General features: G+C 46.3%; 9 protein-coding genes. All 9 read left to right on the top strand.

Annotated features, from left to right (window positions below):
- Positions 1 to 431: 431 nt before the first annotated feature.
- Positions 432 to 4,103 (top strand): dynamin family protein, encoded by a 3,672-nt coding sequence (locus tag ACT89M_RS17505; protein WP_441342910.1) that lies wholly within the window; start codon positions 432 to 434, stop codon positions 4,101 to 4,103.
- A gap of 389 nt (positions 4,104 to 4,492) precedes the next feature.
- A complete protein-coding gene (locus tag ACT89M_RS17500) occupies positions 4,493 to 6,265 on the top strand; it encodes an ABC transporter ATP-binding protein (RefSeq protein ID WP_090917085.1) in 1,773 nt (590 codons plus the stop codon).
- Positions 6,262 to 8,112 carry an ABC transporter ATP-binding protein gene (locus tag ACT89M_RS17495; RefSeq protein ID WP_308723381.1) on the top strand — a complete coding sequence of 617 codons (1,851 nt, stop codon included), beginning with the start codon at positions 6,262 to 6,264 and terminating at the stop codon, positions 8,110 to 8,112. Before ACT89M_RS17500 ends, ACT89M_RS17495 begins: the two co-directional genes overlap by 4 nt.
- Before the next feature lie 248 nt (positions 8,113 to 8,360).
- Positions 8,361 to 10,022: an AraC family transcriptional regulator gene (locus ACT89M_RS17490; RefSeq protein WP_308723380.1), complete on the top strand. Its 1,662-nt coding sequence runs from the start codon at positions 8,361 to 8,363 to the stop codon at positions 10,020 to 10,022.
- A 130-nt stretch (positions 10,023 to 10,152) separates the two neighbouring features.
- Positions 10,153 to 11,154 carry an ABC transporter substrate-binding protein gene (locus ACT89M_RS17485; protein WP_154983643.1) on the top strand — a complete coding sequence of 334 codons (1,002 nt, stop codon included), beginning with the start codon at positions 10,153 to 10,155 and terminating at the stop codon, positions 11,152 to 11,154.
- Between the two features lie 70 nt (positions 11,155 to 11,224).
- On the top strand, positions 11,225 to 12,262 hold the full coding sequence (locus ACT89M_RS17480) for an NAD(P)/FAD-dependent oxidoreductase (protein WP_308723379.1): 1,038 nt from the start codon (positions 11,225 to 11,227) through the stop codon (positions 12,260 to 12,262).
- A gap of 238 nt (positions 12,263 to 12,500) precedes the next feature.
- On the top strand, positions 12,501 to 13,688 hold the full coding sequence (purT, locus tag ACT89M_RS17475) for a formate-dependent phosphoribosylglycinamide formyltransferase (protein ID WP_145331682.1): 1,188 nt from the start codon (positions 12,501 to 12,503) through the stop codon (positions 13,686 to 13,688).
- Positions 13,678 to 14,136: a GNAT family N-acetyltransferase gene (locus ACT89M_RS17470; RefSeq protein ID WP_090917074.1), complete on the top strand. Its 459-nt coding sequence runs from the start codon at positions 13,678 to 13,680 to the stop codon at positions 14,134 to 14,136. The genes purT and ACT89M_RS17470 overlap by 11 nt, the downstream gene beginning before the upstream one ends.
- A gap of 290 nt (positions 14,137 to 14,426) precedes the next feature.
- A complete protein-coding gene (locus tag ACT89M_RS17465; protein ID WP_260510802.1) occupies positions 14,427 to 15,155 on the top strand; it encodes a CAP domain-containing protein in 729 nt (242 codons plus the stop codon).
- Positions 15,156 to 15,366: the final 211 nt, after the last annotated feature.

Here is a 15,366-nt window from a genome sequence, read left to right as displayed (position 1 = left end):
AACCTATGATCAGGAACCTGGTTGCATTGACATTGCCGAGAAGCGATCGTTAATGTAGCTGCTAGGCATGTCATGCAGCCAGTTACTTGATGATAAACATCCCTAATTAGTGTGGGAGTTAAAAAGTATGACCTGTATAAAACCGACATGTCGGTTTTATTTTTTTATAGATACATAGTAACGGATTAACGTACCAAACAAACGTAAACGTGGAAATTAGCGTGATGAGTTGGTTCGAAAGAATTTTTTGACATCATCGGGCGTGGCAAATCATCTCAAATTGAACTTATATTGATCTGGAATCCATCTACATGCAGATTCAAGTGAAATCGTTCAAATTCAAACATGATGATGTTAAACTATATGAAGATAAATCAGAGATTGACGTCGAAACGGATGTCAAATTAGAGGAGCCAGGAGGAAGGCCAGTCATGTCCAGAACAGATTACCCAGCAGAAATGGCCACACCTTTGTTACCGCTACGTGAAGCAATGAAGCAGTCAGGGGACCATACCGCTGTAGAGGCACTAACGGATTTAATCAGCAAGGCTGAAACGAAACATCTGACGATTGCGTTCTGTGGACATTTCTCGGCAGGCAAGTCGAGTTTGATCAACAGCTTGTGTGGCAAGCGAGTACTGCCATCAAGTCCGGTGCCAACCAGTGCCAATGTCGTCGCAATACGCAACGGCAAGCCGAGAGCACTTATTTATACTTCACCGAACGTAAGCGCTGACAATAAAGCAGGAACATTGGAAGTTTCACCAGAGGAGCTGGAGACGTATTGTAAAAATGGAGGGGCGTACAGTTCCATAGAAGTATGGGATCATATTCCGCTACTACAGGACGATGCTGTATTGCTGGACACGCCAGGTGTGGATTCGACGGATCGCGGACATAGCCTGGCTACGCATTCGGCACTACATCTGGCTGATGTTGTGTTCTATGTGATGGATTACAATCATGTTCAGTCGGAGACAAATCTTTCTTTTGCCAAAAGTTTGTCCGACTGGGGGAAGCCACTATTTTTGATTGTGAATCAGATCGACAAACATCGGGAACGGGAGCTTTCGTTTGATCAATATGTGGATGGGGTAGAGGCGATTTTTGCCGCATGGGAAGTCCGTTATGACGGTCTGTTATTCACTTCCTTGCGTGACCAGCAGCATCGATATAATCAGTGGGGTCAATTACCGGAACTGATTACTGAGTTGATGACCAAGAAAGAAGAGCTGATCTCTCACAGTTTAGCCAGTTCAGCCAGTCATATCACGGAGCAACATCTGAGACGGGAAGCCGGGAAGAGAGAAGATGAAGAAACTGCACTGCTTGAACAAGTAGGAGGACAAGAAGGTATCGAACGTTTGGAGCGTGAGATTGCTCTACTGGATGAACAAGTCGCAGAGCTTCGAGCCAAACCGTCGCAAGTCCGTGAGAAATTCAGGGCTGAGGTGGATTCTTTGCTTGCTAACGCAAACCTGACCCCAGCGGATATCCGAACTTCGGCTGGTCATTATTTGGAGAGCCGCAAGCCGGGATTCCGGGTAGGTCTGCTCTTTTCAGGAGGCAAAACGGAACAGGAGAAACAGCGCCGGGCTTCGGAACTGGTGAGACTGCTTCAGGATCAGACTTCCAGTCAAGTGGAGGTTCATATTCGGACGATGCTCAGACAGCTAGGGGAAGCTTATCAGGTCTGGGATGCCGCGTGGGAGCAGGCACTTAACATAGAGTTGCCTGTAATTAATGAAGAATTGCTTGAACTGAAACGAAGTGCGAGTGCAGAACTATCGCCTGAGTATGTCATGCAATTCAGCAAAGATGTCCGGGGCGAGATTGAGGCCCGGTACCGTAAGTCGGCCATGCTGCTGGCCGACCGCATCCTGGAAGCGCTGGCTGCGCAGGGCGAAGCCGCGCTCCAGGCGCTGGACGCCAGCCGCGCAGCGCTGCTGGCGCAATCCGCGGCGGCGGCGCGCTACACGGCGCTCCAGCGCGCCGCCGCCGAAGAGGCAGCAGGGCTGCGCAGCCTGCTGCCTCCTGCGGGCCCCCTCCCCTCCGGGCTATTGCCGGAGGTGAAGGGCCCGCACGTGCCCGCGCCTGAACCGGGCGAAGCTCCCGGTTCGCAGGCGGGCACGTCCGCGTCTGTGGCGGCGCAGCCACAGACGCAGGCCCCTGCGCCGCCGCGCGCAGCAGCGGCGCAGGGCGCACCGGCGGCGGCTGGCGCGGAACGCCGCCGGCGCTTGGACGCAGCAGCGGCACGGCTGGAAGCCGCTGCTGCGCTGGTGGAGCCGTACCCCGCCATGGGGTCGGCGGTACGGGATTTGCGTGCACGCGCGGCTTCGCTTGCGGGTGGCACGTTCACACTCGCGCTGTTCGGTGCGTTCAGCGCGGGCAAATCCTCCTTCGCCAACGCATTGCTGGGCGAAGCGGTCCTCCCGGTATCGCCGCATCCAACGACAGCGGCGATCAACCGTATTATGGCTCCGGCCGGTGGCATGGAGCATGGTACTGCCCGGGTCCGCATGAAGACCCGGGAGGCCTTCCAGGAGGACCTCGCCTATTCCTTCCGTCTGCTTGGTCTTGGAGAGCCGGGCACGGAATGGCAAAAGACGGTGCAATCACTCACGCCTCAGGATGTACACCCAGCAGGGCGTCCGCATTACAGCTTCTTACAGGCTGCTGCGGCTGGCTGGGAGGAAACAGCGGATCAACTTGGGCAAGATGTGCTGGTGGACTTGAACGGATATCGCCATTTTGTAGCCAATGAGAAGAAATCCTGTTTTGTAGATTCCATTGATCTGTATTACAGCTGTGAAGTGACGGAACAGGGCATAGTGCTTGTGGATACACCTGGAGCTGATTCAGTCAATGCCCGGCATACAGGCGTAACGTTTAATTATATGAAAAATGCAGATGCCTTGATTTTTGTAACTTATTATAATCACGCCTTCTCCCAGGGAGATCGGCAGTTCCTGAATCAACTTGGGCGAGTGAAAGATAGCTCCGCGATGGATCAGATGTTCTTTGTCGTCAATGCGAGTGATTTATCTTCCTCGGAAGAAGAATTGGAACAGGTGCTCGATCATGTAGGGACAGAACTGCGAAAAAACGGGATTCGTTCACCACGTCTTTTCCCGGTATCCAGCATGCTTGCGATGGAAGGTAAAATGGATGGAAACGTTGATCGATTGCAACAATCGGGCTTTATGCGTTTCGAAGAAGAGTTTAATCAATTTGCAGGCAAGGAACTGGCTGATCTCGCAGTCGGTGGAGCCTCCGAAGAGCTGGCGCGTGTCATTCAGCGGTTAAAGCAACGTGCAGAGGATGCGGCACAGGGGGAAGAAACACTGCGTCAGCGGCGAGATGAACTGGGCACGATCTCGGAGCAGTCACGCTTGCGGATTGAGCGATTAGCGCAGCGATCAATGAAGGATGAACTGTCACAGGAAACGAATGAATTGCTTTTCCATGTCAGACAGCGTTTAGCCTTCCGACTGGGTCAGTTTATGGCAGAAGCGTTTCATCCATCCGTATTACGTGAAGATCAGGGCAACTTGAAAACGGCGTTCGCAGCTTGCGGCCGGGAGCTGTTGCGTATGATCGGCATTGAGCTTGAGCAAGAATTGCTCGCCACAACACTGCGATTGGAGCAGACTGGTCATGCTTGGGTTGGCAAGCAAGTAACTGAATGTATTAATGAAGTGAAGCAGCTGACAGGCGGTATCGACTTGTCCTTAACCTTGGATGAAAAGTGGAGTACTCCTGTGCTGGATGAAATCCGGCTAGAAGAACCGTCGGGCTGGAAAAACTATTGGAGTTACTTCCGGAATCCGAAGCAGTTCTTTGAAGGAGACGGGCGTCAGCGTCTTCAGGAGGCACTTGAGCCGGTGCTCAAACAGATGATGATTGAAGTGCTTCCAGCCTCAGAACAGAAGCTGGTGCAATTTTATGATACACAGATTCATCAATCGGTACAGCATCACTCTCGTCAGCTCACCGAAAGGCTGGAAGAAGCCGTTACGGGCATACAGGATACCCTTGCAAGTGGAATCCAGGCTGAGCAATGGGTGGCCTTGTCCGAACAGCTTGAACAAATGCAGGAATAGATGGTCATGGGGATTGCATCACCGTGTGAAACTTCTGACAAGTGATACGCTATATTGCCACAAGGTTGGTTGATCACATCTGCAAATATTTTGGAAACGTTTGTAAAATAATTGATTTCTTCCATAACCCAGTGAAAATGTTGCAAAAAAGCGTCAAAAAAGGCTCCCGCCGCAAAGGCATATAGGGAGCCTTTTTTTGGCATGAACAACCTGAAATATAGAGAATATTCAAACATTTGATTGAAAGTCGGCTATTGGCATCCGTTAATGCGATAATTAGCTGAAAGTCGCCTGAATATGGTCTATTATTCGCTTTGCCGCGAATGAGGGACGGTGATAAACTTCATAAATGTTCATATCATTTCAAGCAACATTAGAGGAGGAGACACATGGATGTTCTCAGGCAACTGCAAACCTATTTTTGGGAGAAGCGAACGTATTTATTGGTATCGATCTTGTTTCTCGCCTTAGCGACCGCACTAGGATTAGTCTATCCGAACCTGCTTCGAATTTTGATCGATGACGTTATTGTGCCACGTAATTTTGAAGACGTTCCCATGCTTGCCCTGACGGTGTTAGGTGTTGTTATTTTGAAAGCTGGCATGCAATTTTTACACGGTTTCTTTGGTGGACGTCTAGGCAATTATTTAGCTTATCGGCTGCGTAATGCCTGTTATGAAAAACTTCAATTTTTATCCTTCCGTTATTATGATACGGCCAAAACAGGTGATCTGATGTCCCGCCTCACGGGAGATTTGGAGGCCATCCGTAACTTTATCGGATTTGGTTTCGCCCAGATTCTTAACATGGTTCTAATGGTCGTATTCGGCGCAATAATGATGATGACGATGAGTTGGAAATTAACACTGTTGACGCTCGTCTGCATCCCTCTGCTTGCCTTCGTTGCGCTTCGATTCGAATCCAGAATTCATCCGGCATTTCAGGAAATGCGATTGGCATTAAGCTCGCTGACTACAGCGGTGCAAGAAAACATTACAGGTGTAAGAACGGTTAAATCGTTTGCACGTGAGCCTTATGAAGTGGAGAAGTTCTCCACACGAAATGAACGCTACAAAACGAATCAGATCCATGCCGCCACGTTGTGGAGCCGCTATTTTCCGATTATGGAGATTCTGGCATCGGTGAGTGTTGTACTACTGCTTGTGATCGGTGGCAGAATGGTAATCCAGCAAACCCTGACCTTGGGTCAACTTGTTGCCTTCTTCAGTTTGATCTGGTACATAATTGGTCCAATGTGGGGCCTCGGCTTTCACATTAACAACTACACTCAGTCCAAAGCTTCAGGTGAACGGGTGCTTGAGTTGCTGAACACCCCTGTGGATGTGCAAGAGACCGAAGACCCGGTTATTGTGGAGACAGATCAGGTGAAAGGTCATGTGACCTTTGAATCGGTAACGTTTGCTTATGGTAACAAAATGCCTGCTGTAACCGATATTAATTTTGATGCTCCGCCTGGTTCTGTAATCGGTTTCCTCGGAGGAACAGGATCAGGGAAATCTACGATTATCCAGCTTTTGATGCGTGCCTATAACGTGAACTCCGGTTCGATCAAACTCGATGGCAGAAACATTAAAGATATGGGCATTCGTAGCTTGCGAAGTCAGATTGCTTCCGTGTTCCAGGAGACGTTCCTGTTCTCCTCTAGCATACGTAACAACATCTCCTACGGGTTGAAAAATGTGACGATGGAAGAGATTATCCGCGCCGCCAAGCTGGCGAAGGCTCATGACTTTATCATGGAGTTTCCCGAAGGATATGATACGGTCGTCGGTGAACGCGGTATGGGACTCTCCGGAGGACAGAAGCAGCGGATTGCTATTGCGCGGGCTTTGCTGAAAAATCCGAAGATTCTTGTCCTTGATGATGCCACAAGTGCCGTGGACATGGAAACCGAACATGAGATTCAGTCGGGCTTTCAAGAGGTTATGCGCGGCAGAACGACATTTATCATTGCCCATCGGATCTCTTCGCTGCGACATGCAGATGAGATTCTGGTGCTGGACGAAGGACGCGTGGTACAACGCGGCAAACATACGGAGTTAATTCAAGTACCTGGACCGTACCAGGATGTCTATAACATTCAATATGCAGACTACATTGCCCGCGGGAAGCGGGAGGCTGGGGAGCAGGTGAACTCATGAGTGCCGAAACAATAACAGACAGGCGAGAGGTTAAGGAAACCTCGAATAAAAAAATGAATGAACGATTTGTCTATCAGGATGATGAAGTGATCGAAAAACCGTTTAACTGGCAAGAGTTTGCACGATTGTTTGCTTACATGAAACCGTATGCGAGGCAGCTCCTGCCGTTTGTGATTCTAATGATGATTCTTGGAACGGTTACGAAATTAGCCGTACCTTTTCTAATCAGTCTTGCAATCGATAGAGCTATTGCACCGCAGACCGGAGTACCTAGCATGACACTGCTGTATATTATCGCAGGTTCAATCTTGCTACTGTATCTCATCCAGTGGGCAGCTAACACATACCGTATTAAACTGACGAATATTATTGGGCAGCGGGTGATTTACGATCTTCGCTCAGACTTGTTCAAACATATTCAGAAGCTGTCCTTTAACTTTTTTGATAAAAGACCCGCAGGTTCCGTGCTTGTACGTGTAACGAATGACATCAATTCTTTACAGGATCTGTTCACGAATGGTGCGGTTAACGTCATGATCGACTGCGTGCAGCTGCTTGGTATCATCGTCATTCTCCTGTTGATTAACTGGAAACTCGGTCTGGCTGTGATTATTACGGTGCCGATTATGTTCATTATATCTACAAAATTACGGGTGCTGATTCGCCGGGCGTGGCAGGATGTGCGTATGAAGAACTCTCGGATTAACTCTCACCTGAATGAATCCATTCAAGGAATCCGGGTTACGCAGGCGTACACTCAAGAAAAAGAAAATATGAAATACTTCGACAACATGAATATGTCCAGCAAAAAGTCGTGGGACAAAGCATCAGCAATGAACCAGGGATTTGGTCCTTTGATTGAAATTACAGGTGGTTTCGGGACGTTAATTCTGTTCTGGTACGGCGCACATCTCATTCAAAATGAAATGTTGACCGTGGGTTTGCTCGTGGCTTTTGCCAACTATGTCGGCAACTTCTGGGACCCGATTAACCGTTTGGGACAGATGTACAATCAGTTGCTGGTTGCCATGGCATCTTCTGAACGAATTTTCGAGTTTATGGATGAAGAGCCGAATATCGCTGACAAACCAGGTGCCAAGCCGCTTCCTTCTATTAAAGGGAATATCGTATTCGACAATGTCGTATTTGAGTACGAAAAGGGAAGACAGGCGCTGAAAGGCATTAGCTTCAAGGCGGCGGCAGGGCAATCCATCGCACTTGTCGGTCATACAGGCTCGGGTAAAAGTACAATCATCAATCTGATTAGCCGTTTCTATGACATCACGGGCGGCCGCCTGACCATCGATGGACATGACGTGCGTGATGTGACGGTGGAAAGCCTGCGTAGTCAGATCAGCATTGTGCTGCAGGATACATTTATTTTCTCAGGTACCATTCGGGATAATATTCGTTTTGGACGGCTGGATGCGACGAACGAAGAGGTGGAAGAAGCGGCGAAGGCCGTTAACGCGCACGAGTTTATCATGAAGCTTCCGGGTGGATATGATACCGAAGTGGAAGAGAGAGGTAATGTGTTGTCGATGGGACAACGGCAATTGTTATCTTTTGCCCGGGCATTGCTCGCTGATCCGCGCATCTTGATTCTGGATGAAGCTACAGCCAGCATTGACACGGAAACGGAGTTGAAAATTCAGGAAGCCCTCAAAGTATTACTTCAGGGGCGAACGTCCTTTATGGTGGCTCACCGCCTCTCCACCATTCGTAATGCCGATCATATTATTGTGCTGGATCATGGGGAGATCAAGGAAGAGGGCAACCATGAACAGCTTATCCAGAAACAAGGAGTTTACAACGGTCTGATTGAAGCACAGTATCGGTTTTTGTAATAAACATAGCGAGTAACGCAGGTTTACAGACACTTCAGCTTATTTTGTTTGGGTGACCCTTTCATCGGACGGTCCTGATGAGAACACTGAGACAAAGGCTGAAGTGTTTTTTTGAATATAATCATTGGGCATTCCTGGATCAACTTGAGTGCAAGATGAATCGTTTTTATTGTTCAAAAATGAATAACGAAATTATGTTATATTTTAAATAATTGAGGGAAGCACAATAGAGATATGTGGAGGAAAATATGCAGATGAAAGCCACCGATGAGGCTAATTTATATACATCTTTTGATCAGCTGGATCTGCTGCATTTCAAGTTGGTTGAATTGGAGTCAGCAGTTACAAGTCATTCTGAATCAAACTGGCGTCTCGGAAAACACTTCCTGGATCGTTATCTGTTACTATTTATTACTGATGGTGAAGGATGGCTTACGGTGGACGGTCAGTTTATTGAACTTCGGAGCGGAGCAGTATATCTAGGTCTGCCTGGACAACTGATTGAAGCAGAGCTTAGGGGAAAAGAAGCAGGAGGACTCTATCAGATCAGATTTAACGTTTTTTTAGGCGAACAGTCAAATTCAAACGTAGTATCCGCTTTGGGGATGATGAAGCAAGTGTGTACGCAGACGAATGGTCGTGTGATTCAATGTAGCTCACCGGTTGCCGTGAATTTGTTATGTCAGGAAATCGAGCAGCTGATCCGTGGGGAAGACAGGCTGCAGCATTTTTTAGGTCAGATTCGTTTTCAGGAGCTATTGTATAAGATTTTTAATGATATGGTTTATGTACAGTCCCACCAACCAGCATTACCTATTGAACAAGTTAGACATTATATCGAACAGCAGTATATGAAAAAAATAACAATCCAGGATTTGGCTGAGGTTGCACGAATGAGTTCTCGTCATTTCATGCGGTTGTTTAAGAAAATGTATGGCTGTAGCGCAATGGATTATTTGACAATATACCGGATCAAACAGGCTCAGATCATGATGAGGAATGATCATAGTCCAAGGCTAAAGGAAATTGCAGCTTGCGTAGGGTTTCAAGACGAGATGTACTTCCGCCGAAAATTCAAGCAAATTACAGGTCTCCCGCCAGCAGCTTTTATACAAAATAGCAAGCAACGTATTGCTGCGGTTCACTCGCTTGGCATTGGAACATTACTGGCCCTCCAGATTATTCCTGCCGCTGCTCAAGCTAGTCATCCTTGGACAGCGTATTACAGACGAAAATACCAAACAGATAAGGTAATACCTCTGATCGATAATGAGCATGGCTGTTTGCAGCAATTAGAAGCGATTCGTCCTGATTATATTGTCGCTGTTCGTGAGGAAATGTCTGAGAGTATGATGCAGCGTTTAAGTTCAATCGCACCTGTTTGTGTGTTAACTCAGTCGGAAGGAGATTGGCGGGATCATCTGAGAACGGTAGCTGAATTTATGAATCGGTTTGAGGCGGCTGAGGTGTGGCTCGAAAGATATGAACAAAAGGCTGACGTAATTAGATCACAGCTATCCAAGCAGGTGCGTCAAGACCGGTTAATCGTGCTTCGTGTGCATGGTACGGAAATACAGGTTATGAATCCGCAAACCATCGCTTCGGTGTTTTATAACGATATGCAGTTAAGGGCGCCAGAGGGTATGGAGTATATTTGGCATAAGCCGCATTTTAATATCGGTGATCTAGCGGAATTAACCATTGATAGGGCATTGCTTATTGTGAGTGAAGACGAGGAATCAAGACAGACGTGGGCAAAAATTCAACAGTCAGAGGTATGGATGGCGACAAAAGCGGCTCAAAATGACTGCATCGATATGTTGATCCCTAGTGTTCTGCTGGATTATACGGCCTTTACCCATGAATTGATGCTGGATGAAGTGTTAAAGTTGTGGCGACATCGTCCATAAGATAAAGTCTGAATCGTCAATATCTTGGAACGCCGTTATTTAATATACTACTCCTATGTCTAATTGATAATGATAATTATTATTGATTGGTGCTTATCATATCTTTTCATATATAGGAGGTACATAAGAAGTGAAGTCAAAATGGTGGGTTCTTATAGGTGTCTTGTTAATGGTGTTATTACTGGGTGCATGTGGGATGGCTGCTGGGCCAGACACTTCTGCTTCTGGAGAGAGCGAAAAAAGCTCATCCAGCGCCGCAACGAATACAACGAATGACAAAGGTGAAGTGAAAGTCGTTCAGACCGAGATGGGCGAAATCACGATTCCCAAGTCTCCTAAGCGTGTGGTTGGGTTATCTGTTGTATACCCGGAGCTGTTATATTCACTCGGTATTGTTCCGGTAGCTGTTCAAAATTATCATGAGGACTTCCCTAAGTATTTGCAGGAGCCTTTCAAAAATACAATGAAGATGGGGATTGCGAAAACACCCAATTTTGAAGCGATCCTGGAGGCGAATCCGGACTTGATCATAGCACCTGCATGGTGGTCGAAGAAGGATTATGATCAGCTTTCAAGTATTGCACCGACGGTGCTTCTGCCAGAGCGTGAAGAATGGCCTGAAGAACTACAGGATATCGCTGCGGTTTTTGGCAAGGAAACAGAGGCCAAACAGGTTTTGGAAGATCTTAAGCAACATGAAAAAGAAGGAGCAGACAAGCTGCACAGCCTCATCGGTGATGAAACGGTGTTATATGCGCGAGTGATGGAGAAAGAGATTGTTTTGAATGGTCCCAATCTTTCTCGGGGTGCTTTTGTCCACAAACGGTTGGGTTTAAAACCTGTGAGCAATTTTCCAAAAGATGAAACCGGACTGTCCATTTCGATGGAAGTATTGCCAGAATACGATGCAGATCACCTGATTATCCAGCTTGATGATGAGGAAAATCCGGAAATTCAGAAGAAATATAATGACATGATGAGTACATCCATCTGGAAAAACCTGAAGGCTGTTAAAAACAATCATGTGTATCTCGTAGGCGGCAAAGAGTGGTTCAATCTTGGAATGGCACCGATGTCAGATAATTATGCAATCGATGATCTTGTAGCTGCTTTTGAAGAGAAAAACAAATAAACATCTGGAAATGGCTTCGATACCTTGTGGTTAATATGAGCGGTGAACATAAGATAGGAGGTGTTAAGTCATGCATGATCAGGATATTTTTGATGTAACGATTATTGGCGGTGGTCCAGCAGGAATGTATGCGGCTTTTTATGCAGGCATGCGTGAAATGAAAGTGAAGCTGATTGAAGGAAAGGATCAGTTAGGTGGTTTTCTGCACACGTATTCTGATAAAACGATATGGGATGTGGGCGGATTACCCCCAATGAAATGTGCCAAGCTGATCGACTGGCTTGTTCAGCAAGCGGGTACTTTCGAACCGAATCTGGTGTTCGGCCAGAGTGTTGATGCAATAACCCGGCGGGACGATGGAGTAATTGCATTACACACACTTACAGGTGAGGTGCATTATACGAGGAGTGTCATTGTTGCCATTGGTCGGGGGATCGCCGAGGTGCAGAAACTTGAACTGGACAGTGCACATCATTATGAACGGAGTAACTTGCATTATACGGTACAGAATCTGAACTATTTTGCTGAAAAAAAAGTATTAATCTCGGGCGGTGGCAATAGCGCCGTGGATTGGGCTCTTGAACTTGCGGACTTGGCTGACACGGTAACCGTAGTTCATAGACAGGATGCGTTCCGTGCAATGGAGCATAATGTGAAACAGATGAAAAGCAGGACGAAAGTGCTCACACCCTTTAAGATTGATCGCTTGTATGGCAATGGAGAATGTATACACCAAGTTGCCATATCCAATGTGGCTACAGGTGAAAACATAAAACTAGAAGTCGATGAGATCATCGTAAGCCATGGTTATACGAGTCAAGCAAGCAATCTTGCCCGCTGCGGTCTGGATATGGATGAAGGGATGATTGCCATGAACCAACGGGGTGAAACCAATATACCTGGTATTTTTACAGCAGGAGACTGTGCGATACGCGAAGGCAAAGTGCGTTTGATCGCAGGAGCTTTTAATGATGCGATTGTTGCGGTCAACAGTGCCAAAACATACGTTGAACCAACGGCAGCTGGAATGGCCTACGTTTCGTCCCATAATGAACTGTTTCGGGAGAAAAATCGTGATTTGGAGAAAAGTGACTTATTAAAAGGATAAATTATAAAAAAGGAAAAATTAGGTTGTATGCTTCTTTAATTTTTATATCCTTAAAAATGGGAGGAATGGAAAGAGTATCGAATCCAAGAATGTAATTTGTAAAATTTGATCGAAAAAACACAAAAAATCTTGTAAAATTCACAAGAAAAATAGGGAGTACTCTTGCAATCTTTAACCAAAACCCCGAAAATAGAGAGACAGATATAGAAGATTTCTCTTTGGGAGGATTGGAAAGAACATGTGGGGTGCTCCTTTTTCGGCTCAAGCCAAAAAAATGCTGCTGCTAGGCAGCGGAGAATTGGGTAAAGAGGTCGTGATTGAGGCTGCACGTCTCGGTGTGGAAACAATCGCTGTTGATCGTTATGAGAACGCACCGGCCATGCAGGTCGCACATCGATCTTACTGCATCGACATGTTAGATGGCGAGGCATTGAAACAATTGATCCGTAAGGAACAACCGCATTACATCGTACCTGAGATTGAAGCCATTGCTACTGAAGCATTGCTGGAACTTGAGGAAGAAGGCTTTTGTGTCGTGCCAACGGCCCGTGCCGCTCGTTTGACTATGGATCGTGAAGGCATTCGTCGTCTGGCGGCCGAACAATTGAATCTCCCTACAGCCGCTTATCTCTTTGCGGATAGTTTAGAACAGTTGCAAGAGGCTGTTCGTGAACTAGGTACACCTTGTGTTATCAAACCATTGATGAGTTCATCTGGTAAAGGCCAGAGTGTATGCCGTATACCGGATGATGCAGCAAACTGCTGGGACATAGCTCTTTCGGGAGCGAGAGGCAAGTCTGTTCGTGTTATCGTGGAAAGCTTTGTGAAGTTTGAGAGTGAAATTACGCTACTTACCGTCAGATCGGCATCAGGCACTGTATTTTGTCCGCCGATCGGTCATATTCAAAAAGATGGGGATTATGTCGAATCATGGCAACCTCATGCGATGACATCGGAGCAATGGAAGCAAGCTTGTCACATCGCAAAAACGGTTACGGATGAGCTCGGCGGGTACGGCCTTTTTGGCGTTGAACTCTTTCTCACAGCTGATGGAGTGGTATTTAGTGAAATCTCGCCACGTCCACATGATACAGGTATGGTCACGATGGTTACACAGGATAATTCAGAGTTCGCGCTTCACGTGCGTGCCATTCTTGGATTTCCCGTCACAGAAGTACATTTGCTGACACCAGGAGCCTCAGCCACGCTGAAGGCCGATGTCGAAACATCTGATTTCACCATAGGTGGAATTGAAGATGCACTTGCATTACCTCGTACTCAGGTTCGTGTGTTTGGCAAACCTGAAACGAAACAAGGACGCCGAATGGCTGTAGCCCTTAGTGCTGGAACAGATGTGGAAGAAGCTCGTAAAACAGCGGTTCAAGCCGCAAATATGCTGAAAGTGGAGGTAAATCATGTCCAATAATGTGGAGGCCCCTGTACTGATGATCCGAGAGTGTGAACTGCGAGATGCTGAAGCGGTAACAGGATTGATGCGAGAGGTCAGCTATCCGACAACCACCAATGTAATGAAAGAACGCATTGAAGGTTTGGAGAGCAATCCGAACGCGTGCATGCTCGTTGCCGAAGTGGATGAACAGATTATTGGTGTGATTGGCTTGCAATGTGTTCAAAGTCATGCCTATCCGGAACCTGCTGCCCAGATTACTTCGTTGATCGTAGGTCAGGAACATCGCGGTAGCGGAATTGGTCGCCGTTTAATGGCTCGTGCTGAAGACTGGGGCAAAAAGCAAGGTGGTAAGCAATTGTTTGTCACTGGGGCGAATCGTGAAGTAACTTCAACGACGTATTCCTTCTATGAGCATATTGGCTTCCAGAAAAAAGGCTATCGTTTCAGTAAAGTTCTTTTATAATAGATGAAACGGCATTCAGCAAGTGAAAACTTGACTGAGTGCCTTTTTTTTATATGGTGTGTACATCATTTTATTGAAAAGACACACTAGGAACTCCGTTATTTGTGACTTATAAGGCCGAGCGTAGAGCCTATATATATAAACTGTCCAAGGTTGCTTTGAAACAATCAATAATGACAAAAAAGTCATTTTTCCAGTATTTACGGGTTCACAATCTCCTAATGAATTGATATACTCCTAGAGTAGACATTACAAAGTTGTAATAATTAATTCTAAGGAGATGAATGAATTTGAAGAAGAACTGGATGAAAAAAGTTGTGACAGGCAGTCTGACAGCTGCACTCGCCGTAGGGATTATGCTTCCTGCCTCCGCGTCTGCTGCAGATTCAACATATAAAGCAACGACGGTTACAACGTATAAAGTGGTCAATGCGGATAGCTTGAAAGCTTATATTGAGCAATGGCTGAAACAAAACGGATACAAAGTCTCGGAAGGTCAAACAGCTGAGCAACCAACAACGCAGCCTGTAACCAAGCCTGAACAACCAAGCACACCTGCGAAACCAGTACAAGAAGAAAAACCAGCTACGACCACACCAGCTAAAGATCCTTCAAGCACAGGTAATAACGGTGGCACACAAAGCACACAATCCGATTTTGCTACACAAGTGGTGAAACTTGTGAACGCTGAACGTGCCAAAGCAGGTCTTGGTGCATTGACATCCGACGCTCTTTTGGACAAGGTCGCTATGGCAAAAGTAAAAGATATGAGCAACAACAACTATTTTGATCATCAGTCTCCAACGTACGGTTCTCCGTTTGACATGATGAAACAATTCGGAGTAACGTACAGCTACGCTGGTGAAAATATCGCTAAAGGTCAAAAAACACCTCAGGAAGTTGTAACAGCCTGGATGAACAGTGCGGGTCACCGTGCAAACATCCTGAGCAAAAACTTTACGCAAATTGGTGTAGGCTACTATAACGGATATTGGGCTCAAGAGTTTATCGGTAAATAAGAGTTGGAAATGAATAATATATAACTTATTTTATAATAAAAGAAGTCATATGTGCACATAGCCGAAAAGCTGTGTGTACTATGGCTTTTTTCCATTTTTTGAGTTGTGGAAATGGCTGCTTTCCGAATATAACAGCAAAATTTGCAAATTAACGACAGAAGACTTATGTTATTTAGAATAAGCAATATCTTGATGTGAAAGCCATTATAAA

This window comes from Paenibacillus sp. NN59 (assembly GCF_057597225.1).
This window is presented reverse-complemented; position numbering and strand designations above follow the sequence as displayed.

Bases quoted from the DNA above. Each gene is read 5' to 3' on its own strand.
- ACT89M_RS17505 (WP_441342910.1), top strand. From the start codon at position 432: ATGTCCAGAACAGATTACCCAGCAGAAATGGCCACACCTTTGTTACCG.
- ACT89M_RS17500 (WP_090917085.1), top strand. From the start codon at position 4,493: ATGGATGTTCTCAGGCAACTGCAAACCTATTTTTGGGAGAAGCGAACG.
- ACT89M_RS17495 (WP_308723381.1), top strand. From the start codon at position 6,262: ATGAGTGCCGAAACAATAACAGACAGGCGAGAGGTTAAGGAAACCTCG.
- ACT89M_RS17490 (WP_308723380.1), top strand. From the start codon at position 8,361: ATGCAGATGAAAGCCACCGATGAGGCTAATTTATATACATCTTTTGAT.
- ACT89M_RS17480 (WP_308723379.1), top strand. From the start codon at position 11,225: ATGCATGATCAGGATATTTTTGATGTAACGATTATTGGCGGTGGTCCA.
- purT (WP_145331682.1), top strand. From the start codon at position 12,501: ATGTGGGGTGCTCCTTTTTCGGCTCAAGCCAAAAAAATGCTGCTGCTA.
- ACT89M_RS17470 (WP_090917074.1), top strand. From the start codon at position 13,678: ATGTCCAATAATGTGGAGGCCCCTGTACTGATGATCCGAGAGTGTGAA.